Below are 13,833 nucleotides of genomic sequence, written 5' to 3'. Positions count from 1 at the left end.
TTGTCCCCAAAGGAGTTCTGTGTCTTCACATCCCATCCGTGTTGCAATCGTGGGCGTCGGCAACTGCGCCGCCTCGCTGGTGCAGGGCGTCCAGTACTACAAGGATGCCGACCCCAACGAGACCATCCCCGGCCTGATGCATGTTGAGTTCGGCCAGTACCACGTCGGTGACGTTGAGTTCGTTGCTGCGTTCGATGTTGATGGCAAGAAGGTCGGCGTTGACCTTTCCGATGCCATCCTTGCCAGCGAGAACAACACCATCAAGATCGCCGACGTTCCGCCCACCGGCGTCACCGTCCAGCGCGGCCACACCCTGGACGGCCTGGGCAAGTACTACCTCGAGACCATCGAGCAGTCCACCGAAGAGCCCGTGGACGTTGTCCAGGCGCTCAAGGACGCCCGCGTGGACGTCATGGTCTGCTACCTGCCGGTCGGCTCACAGGAGGCTGCCGAGTTCTACGCCCAGGCTGCGATCGATGCCGGCGTCGCGTTCGTCAACGCCCTGCCCGTGTTCATTGCCGGCACCAAGGAATGGGCCGACAAGTTCACCGCCGCTGGTGTTCCGATCGTTGGGGACGACATCAAGAGCCAGATCGGCGCCACCATCACCCACCGCGTCATGGCCAAGCTGTTCGAAGACCGGGGTGTGACCCTGGACCGGACCTACCAGTTGAACGTCGGCGGCAACATGGACTTCAAGAACATGCTGGAGCGTGACCGGCTGGAGTCCAAGAAGATCTCCAAGACCCAGGCCGTGACCTCCAACGTGGAGGCCGAACTGGCTGCCAAGGACGTGCACATCGGCCCGTCCGATTACGTCCAGTGGCTCGATGACCGCAAGTGGGCGTTTGTCCGCCTGGAGGGCCGCAACTTCGGTGACGCCCCGGTGTCGCTGGAGTACAAGCTGGAAGTTTGGGATTCCCCGAACTCCGCAGGTGTGATCATCGACGCGATCCGCGCCGCCAAGATCGGCCTGGACCGCGGCATCGGCGGCCCGCTGCTCTCCGCCTCCAGCTACTTCATGAAGTCCCCGCCGGAGCAGTTCAACGACGACCTCGCCCGCGAAAAGGTCGAAGCCTTCATCCGCGGCGACGTAGAGCGCTAAATCCGGCACGCTCCCTCACCCGCCCGGGTGGGGGAGCGTCCCGCGTTAACACGCCCGCTCACTTTTGACCTGCCTTTCGCAATCCCCCGCTCACCTTTGGCATGTTTTTCCGGATCGCCCGCTCACCTTTGGCATGTTTTTCCGGATCGCCCGCTCACCTTTGGCATGTTTTTCCGGATCGCCCGCTCACCTTGGGCGGGCACGCAGGGCCTTCCCTACTGGGTCAGTGCTCCTCTGCGAACCCAGAAGCCACCGTGGAGGCGGCCACCGACGTCCTGAAAGCTCTTTTGATTTTCTTGATCGCGGCAGCGAAACCATCTTCCTGATCCGAGTTGTCGACAATGATGACTGTCCAACCGGCCGCCTCAAAGGCCTTGTCCCTGCGCCGATCACTCAGCCGCTGCGGTTCCAACAGGTGATGGCCGCCGTCGTACTGGACAGCAACTTTTCGCTGTCTGAAGCCGAGGTCAGCGGACGGCGCACGTGGATCCCCGGGGCGAAGCCCGACCTGCAACTCGGGTTCGGGAAGGCCGGCGTCCAGCATGGCTAATCGAAGGAACGTCTCTGGCGCAGAGTCCGATCCGACCCGCATCAGGTCCAGTGCTTGCCTGGCACGAACAACGCCTTGAAGATTTGGATGTCGGGCGACCAAACCCCGCAGGTCCTCAACTGTTGAGTATGCGCCCTCCCTGCCCTCAAGTTCCGGGCGGGGTATGCGGATGAGTTCGTCTCCCATAGCGACCAAGTCGTTCAAAGGCAGTTGCCGTGCCATGTCCAACCACGTTCGTGCCTTGGTGCTGATCCATATCCCCTCGACGAACTCGACCTCACCAGGCTTCACTATGACTCGATGGCCGTAGATTCCTCTTCTCCGGGCTCCGGGAAAGGCAGTGGGTTTGCTGATATGCAGCTCGTTGGAGTCGGAGAGCCAAGGGGGCAGGCGAGAGCCTCGGAGCCTCGCTGCTGTCACGTGTGAAATCCAGGCTCCGGGCGTAGCTTCCGACAAGGCCGGGCGGCCTCCGCCAGACAGAAATCCCAGCCTGCCGGACGGTAGAGTCCGCGGCTGACGTGCTGAACATCTGTGCGTCGCAAGCGGCTGCGCTGGACTCCTGCGCTCCTCGAATTCTCAAGCGTAAAAGGACTGCTGGCGAGGCGGTCAGGTAGAGGCGGGCGGGATCGCATACTGCATTCTCATACAAGCAGTGGGCGTCCGTCGGAAGTTATCCACAGGCGCTCATTAAGCGGTCCAGAGGTGAGCGGGGGTTGCTGGAAGGGCTGCCAGAGGTGAGCGGGGGTTGCTGGAAGGGCTGCCAGAGGTGAGCGGGGGTTGCTAAGTGAGGCCGATGGGGTTGCCGTCCGCGTCCACGTCCATTCGCAGCGCAGCCGGGACCGGGGGCAGGCCCGGCATGGTCATCACCGCCCCCGTCAGGGCCACGATGAAGCCCGCGCCGGTTTTGGGCAGCAGGTCGCGGACATGGATGGTGAAGCCCTTGGGGGCGCCCAGCCGGGAGGCGTCGTCCGTGAAGGAGTACTGCGTCTTGGCCATGCACACTGGCAGCGAACTCCATCCGTTCCGCTCAATATCGGCGAGCCGCTTCAGGGCCGGGACGGAGAAGTCCACACCGTCCGCGCCGTAAATTTCCTGCACAATCGTCCGGATCTTGTCCTCTATTGAGAGGCCCAGCGAGTAGAGGTGCCGGAAGCTGTTCGGCCCGGCCACCGCCTCGGCAACCAAAGCCGCGAGTTCGTCACCGCCGTCCCCGCCGCCGCCCCGGCCCCACACATCCGCCACGGCCGCCGGCACACCCTCAGCCGCACACCAGGCAAGCAGCCAGTCCAGTTCCTCGGGCGAATCGGAGGAGAACTTGTTGATGGCCACCACGGGGATCACGCCGAACTTCTCCACGTTGCGGATGTGCCGGCGCAGGTTCTCCACCCCTGCTTCCAGCGCGGCCAGGTCCGGCCGGGTCAGCTCGGCCTTGGCCAGCCCGCCCTGCATCTTCAGCGCGCGCACCGTGGCCACCACCACCACAGCGGAGGGTGCCAGGCCGCCGACCCGGGCCTTGATGTCCATGAACTTCTCCGCCCCCAGGTCGGCGCCGAAGCCCGCCTCGGTCACCACAATGTCTGCCAGCCGCCGGGCGGTCTGGGTGGCGATCAAGGAGTTGCAGCCGTGGGCTATGTTGGCAAACGGGCCGCCGTGGACCAGGGCGGGGGTGCCCGCGATGGTCTGCACGAGGTTCGGTTTGATGGCTTCCTTCAGCAGCAGGGTCAGGGCACCCTGCACTCCCAGGTCCGCCACCGTGACGGGTGTGCGGTCGTAGGTGTAGCCGAAGGTGATCCGGCCCAGGCGCTCCCTAAGGTCGGCAATATCCGTCGCAAGGCAGAAAACGGCCATGATTTCGGATGCCACGGTGATGTCGAACCCGTCCTGGCGCGGGACACCCTGGGAAGGGCCGCCCAGGCCGATCACCACTTCCCGCAGGGCACGGTCATTCATGTCCAGCACCCGCTTGAAGGTCATCCGCCGCGGGTCGATATTCAGGGCGTTCCCCTGGTAGATGTGGTTGTCCACCAGGGCCATCAGGGCATTGTTGGCCGACGTAATCGCATGGAAGTCACCGGTGAAGTGCAGGTTGATCTCATCCATGGGGAGCACCTGGGAATAGCCGCCGCCGGTGGCACCACCCTTCATGCCCAGCACCGGGCCAAGCGACGGCTCCCGCAGGGCGATCATGACCTTGTGGCCGGCGCGGGCCAGTGAGTCTGCCAGCCCTACCGTGGTGGTGGATTTGCCTTCGCCGGCCGGTGTTGGGGACATGGCCGATACCAGCACCACCTTCCCGGCCGGAGGCGGGGCGTCCAGGCGTGCGGGGTCGATCTTGGCCTTGTAACGCCCGTACAGCTCCAAGGCGTCGGGGTTGATTCCCGCGGCTGCCGCGATATCCGCGATCGGTTGGATCCGTGCAGCACGGGCTATCTGAAGATCAGATGGGAGAGCAGACATCCTTGTCCTTTCCTGCACGGGCCAGCGCCGGCATCTGTCCCTAAGCTAACAGCACGCGGGCTGGGCACGAAGGGTTGGGGACGAAGGAAAAGGCAGGCGGAGGAGTGTCAGGAAGCTGGAACTGCCGGTGCCAGGCGTCGGCCTACGAAGTTGTCGACGGCGGCGTGGTAGCTTTCCAGCGTGATGGCGGCAGTGCGCTGCCAGCCGGAGTTCTGGGCCCGGATGGCGGCGGCGCGGCCAAGGTCTTCGCGGGTGGCGGGGTCGTCGTACAGGGCCTCCAGGGCATCGGCCCAGTCGGCAGCATGGTGGCCGTCCACCAGGAGCCCGGTCCGGCCGTGGAAGATGGCGCGGGAAAGTCCTCCCACGCGGGTGGCCACCACGGGCGTGCCGCAGGCCTGGGCCTCTAGTGCCACGAGCCCGAAGGATTCGCTGAAGGAGGGCATCACCACGACGTCGGCCGCGCGGAACCAGGAGGCAAGCTCCGGCGCCTTCACGGGCGGAAGCTGCGTGACGACGTCGTCCATTCCCGCCTCTGCCACCAGGCAGCGGAGGTTGAATTCCTTGTTGCCGCTCAACGCACCAAGGATGGTGACGCGCAGGTCGATGTCCGGGCGGCGTTTCCGCAGCAGCGCCGCGGCTTTGACCAGGACCTGGGGGCCTTTCAGCCGCTGGATGCGGCCGGCGAACACCAGGTGGAACGTGTCCGGGCTGACGTCGTGCCCGGCCCTGGACCGTGCCCGGAAAGCCGGGGTGAACGTGGCCAGGTCCACGCCCGGCGGTGCGATGTCGATCCGGTCGTAGGTGGCGCCGTAGTGGGACACGAGTTCGGCGGCCTCGGAGCTGGTGTTGGCGATCAGGCGGGCAGCGCCGTCGACGATTCGGTGCTCGCCCAGTTCGCGGCGCCGGGGCTCGGGCTGCTCACCGGACTCCAGCAGCAGGTTCTTGACCTTGGCCATGGTGTGCATGGTGTGCACCAGCGGCACGCCCCACAGCTCGGACAGCTCCAGCCCCGCGATCCCGGACACCCAATAGTGCGAATGGATGACGTCGTACCGGCCGTGCGGCTGGCGGCGGCGGATCTGCTCGATTTCGGCGACCATGGCGTGCAGCAGCCCGGGAAGTTCCTCTTTGGGGATCTTCCTGGGCGGACCCGCCAGGACGTTGTGCACGCACACGCCGGGATCGGGATGCTCGACGACGGGCTGGTCGGCGGAGGTGGCGCGCGTGAAGATCTCTACCTCAACGCCTGCCTCCGCCAGCGCCGAGGCCAGCTCGCGGATGTAAACGTTCATTCCGCCCGCGTCACCGGAACCTGGCTGTTCCATGGGGGAGGTGTGGAGGGAGAGCAAAGCGACCCTGCGGATCAGTGCCACGGGACCTCCTTCCGGCCGCCGGCGCGTGTCAGGGGAGCCGGCTCAGTGCGCATTCGATAAAACACTACTCCTTCCGCTAACGCTCACCGCCCTCCCACATCTTCCCTAAAGCCGGGAACGCCTGCTCATAACCGGCCATCAGCTTCGCGGCCAGGTCCGCCGAATCCACGAGCGGGTGCCGGGCGAAGGCTTGGACGGCGGCGTCACGGTTGCCGGTGGCCGCGGCCAGGACAACGAACCGCTCCACCTCCTTGACCCGCCGGAGCAGCCCCAACTGCGGTTCCGACGGCGCCTGCTGGGGCAGTGCCACGGCGCCGGTTTGGGTGACGGTGCAGGGGACCTCGACGACGGCGTCCGCCGGCAGGCCGGGAATGGCGGGTTGGAGAGGGGCAGGGGCAACGTCGGTTGGCCCGGGTGCCGGCGGCACCGGCAGCGCGTTCCGGGTGTTGAGGATCAGTTGGGTACCGCCGCTGCCGGCCAGGGCCTGCATGGCGGCCAGCGCCACCCGTTCGTAGCCACCCCCGGCCAGGTCCTCCTCGTTCCGGCGCTCGCCCTCGCCCCGGGCCTCGGCCAGGTACCCCTCCTCCCTCGACAACCGGGCCTCCTCCCACAGCCGGTATGCTTCGCGGCCGGCGGCGGCCAGCCGTGGATACAGCTCCTGCTGCTGGCTGTGGATGGTTTCCCCCCGCGTCTGTGCCATGGCCCGCATCGCCCGGCGGGCGGCGTCGCGCTGGTAGTAGTAATAGAGGTACTCATTGGGCAGCAGGCCCAGCGTGGCCAGGAATGGCTGCGGGAAGAGCCTGCCCTCCTCGAATGACTGCAGGGCGCCGGCGTCCGCCAAAAGGCCGGGCAGCGCGTCCCGTCCGCCGGACTCCAGCCGGTACACCCAGCCCAGGTGGTTCAGCCCGTAGTAGCCCACGCCGTCGAGCCTTCCCTCCGGCAAGGGCACGCCCGCAGCACGCGCTGCCCGCTGCACCAGCCCGCCCGCGGAATCGCAGATCCCGATGACCCGGTCTCCCAGGACGGGAAGCAATGCCTCGGTGACCATCCCGGCCGGATTGGTGAAGTTGATCAGCCACGCGTCCGGGCAGCATTCGCGCATCAGCCGGGCAAGGTGCAGCATGTGCGGAATGGTCCGCAAAGCGTATGAAATTCCGCCGGCCCCGGTGGTTTCCTGTCCCAGCAGCCCGAGGTCCTGCGCCACCTTCTCATCCGCAACCCGGCCCGCGGTGCCTCCGGGCCGGATGGCGGCGAAGACCATGGAGGCGCCGGACAGGGCTGCGGAGAGATCTGAGGTGGCGTGCACCGGAAGGTGCGCTCCCGCGCCGGCAGGCATACTGCGCAGCACGGCGGTGACGGCATCAAGGCGGGCGGGATCGACGTCGTGCAGAACCAGTTCGCTGACCAGCCCGGAGAAGCGGCCGGACACCAATGCCCGGTATATGAGCGGCACCCGGAAACCCCCGCCGCCGGCAATCAGAAGCCGCATGCATGCAGTCTAGGACCAGCCGCCGACAGCTTGTCTATACAATTCCAACGCCCCTACCGGAGTCCTGTCCCGCGGCGTATCGTGCGCACTATGGACGCGATGCCAGCCCGCCCCTTCGATCCGCTGTCCGCCGTCCGATCTCCGGTGGAACCTGGATTCGATCTCCTGCTGGCCGGCACCGTTTTCCAGGACATCATCTTCACCGGCCTGCCGCACGGGCCCGAACCCGGCACTGAAATCTGGAGCGACGGCATGGGCAGCTGCCCCGGCGGGGTAGCCAACCAGGCCATTGCCGCCGCCAGGCTGGGGCTGCGCACCGGGCTGGCCGCAGCTTTCGGGGACGACGGCTACGGTGACTTCAACTGGAAGATCCTCTCCGGCCAGGAACATGTGGACCTCAGCCTCTCCCGCCGCGTCCCGGGCTGGCACTCTCCGGTGACCGTGTCCCTCTGCGTGGACCAGGACCGCTCAATGGTCACCCATGGGCATGCAGCGCCGGTGACCAACTCCGAGCTGATCGGAAATCCGCCCAGGACGCTCGCCGGCATCACAGAGGTGGGCCTGGAGATGGAACCATGGGCCCGGGCTGCGCACGCTGCCGGCGTCAAACTGTTCGGGGACGTGGGGTGGGATCCCAGCGGGGAGTGGGCGCCGGTGCGGCTCGAAAACCTGCAGTACTTCTACGCCTTCCTGCCCAACCAGCGAGAGGCCATGGCGTTTACCGGCAAGGACAATCCGTGGAGTGCCCTTTACGCATTGGCGGACCGCGTGCCGGTGGCCGTGGTGACCCTCGGGGCGCAGGGGGCCATGGCAGTGGACTCGGAAACAGGGGAGGAAGAGTGGGTGCCGTCGCTTCCGGTGAAGGCACATGACCCCACGGGAGCCGGTGACTGCTTCGACGCGGCGTTCATCGTGGGTACCCTGGCCGGCTGGCCGCTGGGGGACAGGCTGCGGTTCGCCAACCTGTGCGCGTCCCTGGCCGTGCAGGAGGTTGGCGGCTCTTTGGCGGCCCCTGGCTGGGGGGACATCGCCGACTGGTGGAAGCGCGCCAACGCCCGCCCGGAACGGCAGATGAGCCAGTGGCTGCGGCGCTTCGGGTTCCTCGCTGACATCATCGAGGACGTGCCGCTGGCCGCCCAGCGCCGGGCGGCAGCCACCATCGCGCACCTGTCCGACGCGTGAGGAACACCCGGTGCCCCGATTATTCGGCGCGAAGTGCCCGCACTAGAATCAATTAGGTGACCTACCCCGCAACAACCGGTGAATTCAGCGCTGCCCCCGGGCCGGACCCCCGCCATGAGCGGTCCGCCGTGATCGACCTGGAGGCGATCCGGCACAACGTCCGCCGGCTTGCCGCCGCTGCTTCCCCCGCGAAAGTCATGGCCGTGGTCAAGGCCGACGCGTACGGACACGGCGCCGTTCCCGTGGCCCGTGCCGCCCTGCAGGCCGGCGCGTCCTGGCTCGGCGTGGCGCACATTTCCGAAGCCCTCTCGCTCCGCGCCGCCGGCATCGATGCACCCCTCCTCGCCTGGCTCCACACCACCGACAGCAACTTCGGCGCCGCCGTGGCTGCCGGCGTCGATATCGGCTGCTCGGGCTGGGAACTGGAACGCATCGTGGCTGCGGCCCGCGAACAGGAACGCCCCGCACGGATACACCTCAAGGTGGACACCGGGCTGGGCCGCAACGGCGCCACTCCCGAAGCCTGGGACCGCCTGGTGGGGGAGGCCGTGGAGTACCAGGACCAGGGACTGCTGCGCGTGGTGGGCATCTTCTCGCACCTGGCCGTGGCGGACGAGCCGGAGCGGCCCGAAACGGACCAGCAGGTGGCCGCTTTCCGGGAGGCCCTGGCTATCGCCGAGGACGCGGGCGTGGATCCTGAGGTCCGGCACCTTGCCAACACCCCTGCCACCCTTTCCCGCCCGGACACCCACTTTGACATGGTCCGCGTGGGCCTGGGTATCTACGGGCTTTCCCCGTTCGAGGGGCAGACATCCGCAGAGCTGGGCCTCCGCCCCGCGATGACGCTGCGCACGCTGGTGTCGCAGTGCAAGGAGGTCCCCGAGGGCCAGGGCGTCTCCTACGGGCTGCACTACCGGACCAGGGAAGCGAGCACGCTGGCGCTCATTCCGCTCGGCTATGCCGACGGCGTCCCCCGCGTTGCCACCGGCGGTCCCGTCCGCGTTGCCGGGAAGACCTATCCCGTGGTGGGGCGGATCGCCATGGACCAGATGGTCATCGACCTGGGTCCGGAGGCATCCGGCGCGGCGCTGCAGGGGGCAGAGGCGGAGCTGTTCGGTAACGGGGCCGATGGCGGACCCACAGCTGACGACTGGGCACACGCCGCCGGGACCATCAACTACGAGGTCGTGACCAGGATCAGCCCCCGCGTTCCCCGCTGCTTCATCAACGAAGACGAGCCGGCGGACACCAGCCAGGGCCTGGTGGGCGTGCCCCGGAAGGCGGGAGCCGCATGAGCGCGCCCGAAGAACTGCCCGCCAACTGGGAAAAAACCTTCAGCGCGACGACGGCGGAGCAGACCCACGCTATCGGCGCACGCGTGGCGGAGGTGCTGCAGGCCGGGGACCTGCTGGTGCTGTCCGGCGAGCTGGGTGCCGGGAAAACCACCTTCACCCAGGGGCTGGGCGAGGGCCTGGGCGTCCGCCCGGGCATCATCTCGCCCACGTTCGTCCTGGTCCGGATCCATCCCAACCTGCCGGACGGTCCGCGTCCGGGCGGCCCGGACCTGGTGCACGTGGACGCCTACCGGCTGGGCTCGGCGGCGGAGATTGACGACATCGACCTCGAAAACACCATGGATTCGTCGGTGACGGTGGTGGAGTGGGGCCACGAGCGCGTGGAGCACCTGAGCGACAGCCGGCTGGAAATCGACCTGCACCGTGCAATCGGCCTGTCCGGCACCCCGACGGGCACCTCCGGGAGCCTGGACTTCGATGGCGAAGACACCGACGAGCCCCGCTCCATCGTGATGCGCGGCTACGGGCCCCGGTGGACAACCGTTCCCGAACTCGCGGGCCCGGACGGGGGAGCGGCGTGCTGATCCTCGCTATCGACACCTCTGCCGTCGCCAGCGCAGCGCTGGTCACCGATGATGCCCCGGAAAGCGTGCTGGCCAGCTTCGCCACCGAGGACACCCGCAGCCACGCGGAGGTGCTCGCCCCGGGGATCCACTCCATGCTGTCGTCGGCGGGGGTGACAGGGCAGGACATCGATGCCCTGGTGGTGGGCGTTGGTCCCGGCCCGTTCACCGGGCTGCGCTCCGGCATCGCCACCGCCCGCACCCTGGCATTCGTGTGGGGCAAGCCGCTGCACGGGGTAGTCAGCCTGGACGCGATGGCCCTGGAAGTTGCCGAGTCCACCGCCGCCGTCTCCGAATTCCTGGTGGTGACGGACGCCCGCCGCAAGGAGGTCTACTGGGCCCGCTACAGCTTGGCGGATGGTCAGCTGCCCGTGCTGGAGGACGGCCCCCACGTCACGTTCGCCTCAGACCTCCCCGGCCTGCCTGCGTTCGGCGCCGGTGCGGGACTCTACGCCGGCGTGCTCCAGACCCACCCGGATTTCGCCGGGGAGCAGCCGGACGCCCTGTACCTTGGCCAGTTCGCCCTGGCACGGCTGGCATCCGGAAACACCCTGCTGGACTCCACCCCCCTGTACCTGCGCGAATCCGACGCCCAGGTCCCCGGACCACGGAAGCGGGCATTGTGAGCAGCACCCCGGGCCCACACGCGGCGGACGTCACCGTTCGCGACATGACACTGGACGATGTGCCGGCCGTCGGCGCACTGGAACACCAGCTCTTCCCCATTGATGCTTGGCCCGTGCAGATGTTCCTGGACGAGCTCTCCCAGCCGGAGACCCGCCGCTACCTGGTGGCGGAGACCCGCGATGGCATCGTGGGCTACGCCGGCCTGATGTGCATCGAGCCCATCGCTGACGTCCAGACCATCGCCGTCGTCCCCCACTACGAGGGCCGCGGCATCGGCAGCAGGCTCCTCACCCAGCTGATCGACGAGGCCCGGCGCCGCGGCGCCGCCGACGTCCTGCTCGAGGTCCGCGCCGACAACCCGCGGGCGCAACAGCTCTACGTCCGGTTTGGCTTCGAACAGATTCACATCCGTCCCCGCTACTACCGGGACGGCGTGGACGCCCTGATCATGCGGCTCCAGCTGCCCGCGCCACACCCCGAAGGACACGAAGCAACGGAAGCAGGCCAGGCATGAACCGTACGCAGCCCCTGGTGCTGGGGATTGAATCATCCTGCGACGAAACCGGCGTCGGTCTCGTCCGCGGCACCACCCTCCTGACCAACACCGTCTCGTCCTCCATGGACGCGCACGTCCGCTTCGGCGGGGTCATTCCCGAGATCGCTTCCCGCGCCCACCTCGATGCGTTCGTCCCCACCCTTGAACAGGCACTGGCGGACGCCGGCGTGACCCTGGACGAGGTGGATGCCATCGCCGTCACCTCCGGGCCCGGACTGGCCGGCGCGCTGATGGTGGGGGTGTGTGCTGCCAAGGCGCTCGCCGTCGCCACCGGAAAACCGCTGTACGCCATCAACCACCTGGTGGCCCATGTGGGTGTGGGGCTCCTGGACGACCGCGCCACCAGCCGCAGGCGGGAACTGCCGGAGAACCTGGGCGCCCTGCTGGTCTCCGGCGGCCACACAGAGATTCTCCGGATCAACAGCATCACCAGCGACGTGGAACTGCTGGGCTCCACCATCGATGACGCCGCGGGCGAGGCCTACGACAAGGTGGCCCGTATCCTGGGGCTCGGCTACCCGGGCGGACCGGCCATCGACAGGATGGCCCGCACCGGCAACCCCAAGGCGATCCGCTTCCCTCGCGGCCTCAGCCAGCCCAAATACATGGGCACGGCCGACGAACCCGGCCCGCACCGGTACGACTGGTCCTTCAGCGGGCTGAAGACGGCGGTGGCCCGGTGCGTGGAGCAGTTCGAGGCCCGTGGGGAAGAGATCCCGGTGGCCGATATCGCCGCAGCCTTCCAGGAAGCTGTGGTGGACGTGATCTCGTCCAAGGCGGTCCTGGCCTGCCGCGAGCACGGCATCAAGGATGTCCTGCTGGGCGGCGGCGTGGCGGCAAACTCCCGCCTGCGTGAACTGACGGGTCAGCGCTGCGCCTCGGCCGGCATCCGGCTGCACGTTCCGCCGCTGGACCTGTGCACCGACAATGGTGCCATGGTGGCCGCCCTCGGCGCCCAGCTGGTGATGGCCGGTGCGGAGCCAAGCGGGATTGGCTTCGCCCCGGACTCCTCACTGCCCGTCACCTCGGTGTCGCTCCCGGCCTGACGGCCGGCAGCCCGGCGAGCCGTCTCACTTGCGGGCATCGCCGTCGTAAATTACGACGGCGGGCGGCGTGTCCGCGTGGATGTGCCCCCTTTCGGCACGGGGCACCTCAGGCGGTGGGGCCGTTGCGCATCTGCTTGACCAGGTCCAGCACCACGGCCTGCAGGTTTCCGCCGTTTTCCTCAGCGACGCGGCGCTGGCGCTGGTACCCGGCACCGCGGCGGATGATCTTCTCGACGTCTGCCAGCTCGTCGGAGCAGCGAAGATTGGCCGCCACGGGCTCAATCCGGTTCAGGGTCTCCAGCAGGTGGTCCGTGACCAGCTGCTCCTTGCCCGCGGCGTCCAGGATGATGATGGCGTCCAGGCCGTACCGGGCAGCACGCCACTTGTTCTCCTGCACATGCCACGGGGGCATGGTGGGGATGGTGCCGCCGTTGTCCAAGGTGGTGGAGAACTCATCCACCAGGCATTGGGTGAGGGCCGCGATGGCACCCACTTCCTCCAGGGTGGCCAGCCCGTCGCAGATGCGCATCTCGATGGTGCCCAGGGCGGGCACGGGCCGGATGTCCCACCGGATTTCCGAGATCGTGTCGATGACGCCCGTGGTGAACATGTCCTGCACGTAGGACTCGTACTCTTCCCAGGACGTGAACTGGAAGGGCAGCCCCGCCGTGGGAAGCTGCTGGAACATCAGGGCCCGCTGCGAGGCGTACCCGGTATCCTCGCCGCCCCAGAACGGGCTGGACGCGGAGAGCGCCTGGAAGTGCGGGAAGTAGTTGACCAGGCCGTCCAGGACCGGCAGGGCTTTCTCCCGGCGGTCCAGGCCCACATGGACATGGACGCCGTAAATGACCATTTGCCGGCCCCACCACTGGGTCCGGTCGATGAGCTTTGCGTAACGGGCCTTGTCCGTCACCGGCTGCAGCTGCGGCGGGCTGAACGGGTGGCTGCCGGCGCAGAACAGTTCCACGCCCATGGGGTCGGTGATCTCCCGGACGGCAGCGACGGACCTGCTGAGGTCCTCCTTGGCCTCGGCTGCCGTTTCGCAGATCCCGGTGACCAGCTCAACCGTGTTCAGCAGCAGTTCCTGCTTGATGTGCGGATGTTCGTCGTCTTCGTTGAGTTCCGGGTGGCGGGATGCCACGCCGCGGAGCACCTGGTTGGCCACGGAAGCGAGCTCGCCCGTCTTCCCGTCCACCAGTGCAAGCTCCCACTCAACACCGAGGGTGGATTGCCTCGATGACGCGAAGTCGATCTTCACACGTTTCCTTACTGTCCGGTTTGCCGCTGGCTGATGCCGCTCACAGGCTGGTGCCGGCAGGCGAACGGGTGGTTCAAGTCTAGTGCAGGGGTAGCATCGTATTGATGGCACCGTTCCCCCTGCGTCACAGTCCTGCCAAATCCTTCCCCCTCCTCCTGGCCCTGTCTGTCCTGGCCCTGGCCTCCTGTTCTGCGTCGCCAAGTGCCGCCCCGCCATCGTCCTCCACGACGCCCACCGGGGCGTCCCCGTCCGCATCAGCACGTACGACGCCG

12 protein-coding genes are annotated in these 13,833 nt (G+C 67.5%); 7 read left to right on the top strand and 5 right to left on the bottom strand.

Annotation, left to right across the window (positions count from 1 at the left end):
- Positions 1-19: 19 nt before the first annotated feature.
- Positions 20-1,105, top strand: a complete 1,086-nt coding sequence (locus ACTHQS_RS03745) for an inositol-3-phosphate synthase (protein ID WP_440166203.1) — start codon at positions 20-22, stop codon at positions 1,103-1,105.
- Positions 1,106-1,328: 223 nt separating this feature from the next.
- On the opposite strand, the gene ACTHQS_RS03740 is transcribed toward ACTHQS_RS03745, so the two are convergent.
- The 4 genes from ACTHQS_RS03740 to ACTHQS_RS03725 form a co-directional block, all read right to left on the bottom strand.
- On the bottom strand, positions 1,329-1,946 hold the full coding sequence (locus ACTHQS_RS03740; protein ID WP_440166201.1) for an endonuclease domain-containing protein: 618 nt from the start codon (positions 1,944-1,946) through the stop codon (positions 1,329-1,331).
- A gap of 489 nt (positions 1,947-2,435) precedes the next feature.
- Entirely contained in the window at positions 2,436-4,112 is a 1,677-nt protein-coding gene (locus ACTHQS_RS03735) for a formate--tetrahydrofolate ligase (protein ID WP_440166200.1), read from the bottom strand.
- Between the two features lie 107 nt (positions 4,113-4,219).
- Positions 4,220-5,485, bottom strand: coding sequence for a D-inositol-3-phosphate glycosyltransferase (gene mshA, locus ACTHQS_RS03730; RefSeq protein WP_440166199.1), 1,266 nt, complete (start codon positions 5,483-5,485; stop codon positions 4,220-4,222).
- A 76-nt stretch (positions 5,486-5,561) separates the two neighbouring features.
- Positions 5,562-6,974: a family 4 glycosyl hydrolase gene (locus ACTHQS_RS03725; RefSeq protein ID WP_440166197.1), complete on the bottom strand. Its 1,413-nt coding sequence runs from the start codon at positions 6,972-6,974 to the stop codon at positions 5,562-5,564.
- Between the two features lie 90 nt (positions 6,975-7,064).
- Here ACTHQS_RS03725 and ACTHQS_RS03720 point away from each other — a divergent pair, with 90 nt between their 5' ends.
- From ACTHQS_RS03720 to tsaD, 6 genes are read left to right on the top strand one after another with little or no spacing between them, the layout of a single operon-like run.
- A complete protein-coding gene (locus ACTHQS_RS03720; RefSeq protein ID WP_440166195.1) occupies positions 7,065-8,156 on the top strand; it encodes a carbohydrate kinase family protein in 1,092 nt (363 codons plus the stop codon).
- A 56-nt stretch (positions 8,157-8,212) separates the two neighbouring features.
- On the top strand, positions 8,213-9,451 hold the full coding sequence (gene alr / locus ACTHQS_RS03715; protein WP_440166193.1) for an alanine racemase: 1,239 nt from the start codon (positions 8,213-8,215) through the stop codon (positions 9,449-9,451).
- Positions 9,448-10,035 carry a tRNA (adenosine(37)-N6)-threonylcarbamoyltransferase complex ATPase subunit type 1 TsaE gene (tsaE, locus tag ACTHQS_RS03710; protein WP_440166191.1) on the top strand — a complete coding sequence of 196 codons (588 nt, stop codon included), beginning with the start codon at positions 9,448-9,450 and terminating at the stop codon, positions 10,033-10,035. Before alr ends, tsaE begins: the two co-directional genes overlap by 4 nt.
- On the top strand, positions 10,029-10,700 hold the full coding sequence (tsaB, locus tag ACTHQS_RS03705; RefSeq protein WP_440166189.1) for a tRNA (adenosine(37)-N6)-threonylcarbamoyltransferase complex dimerization subunit type 1 TsaB: 672 nt from the start codon (positions 10,029-10,031) through the stop codon (positions 10,698-10,700). The genes tsaE and tsaB overlap by 7 nt, the downstream gene beginning before the upstream one ends.
- A gap of 44 nt (positions 10,701-10,744) precedes the next feature.
- Positions 10,745-11,215: a ribosomal protein S18-alanine N-acetyltransferase gene (rimI, locus tag ACTHQS_RS03700; RefSeq protein WP_440166658.1), complete on the top strand. Its 471-nt coding sequence runs from the start codon at positions 10,745-10,747 to the stop codon at positions 11,213-11,215.
- The gene (tsaD, locus tag ACTHQS_RS03695) at positions 11,212-12,303 is read left to right on the top strand and encodes a tRNA (adenosine(37)-N6)-threonylcarbamoyltransferase complex transferase subunit TsaD (RefSeq protein WP_440166187.1); all 1,092 of its coding nucleotides are present in this window, start codon (positions 11,212-11,214) and stop codon (positions 12,301-12,303) included. Before rimI ends, tsaD begins: the two co-directional genes overlap by 4 nt.
- Positions 12,304-12,409: 106 nt before the next feature.
- Here the strand turns inward: tsaD and ACTHQS_RS03690 are convergent, their stop codons facing one another.
- Positions 12,410-13,561, bottom strand: coding sequence for a glutamate--cysteine ligase (locus ACTHQS_RS03690; protein ID WP_440166185.1), 1,152 nt, complete (start codon positions 13,559-13,561; stop codon positions 12,410-12,412).
- Between the last annotated feature and the right edge of the window lie 272 nt (positions 13,562-13,833).

This window comes from Arthrobacter sp. SAFR-044 (assembly GCF_051965175.1).
In the GTDB taxonomy this organism is placed as follows: domain Bacteria; phylum Actinomycetota; class Actinomycetes; order Actinomycetales; family Micrococcaceae; genus Arthrobacter.
This window is presented reverse-complemented; position numbering and strand designations above follow the sequence as displayed.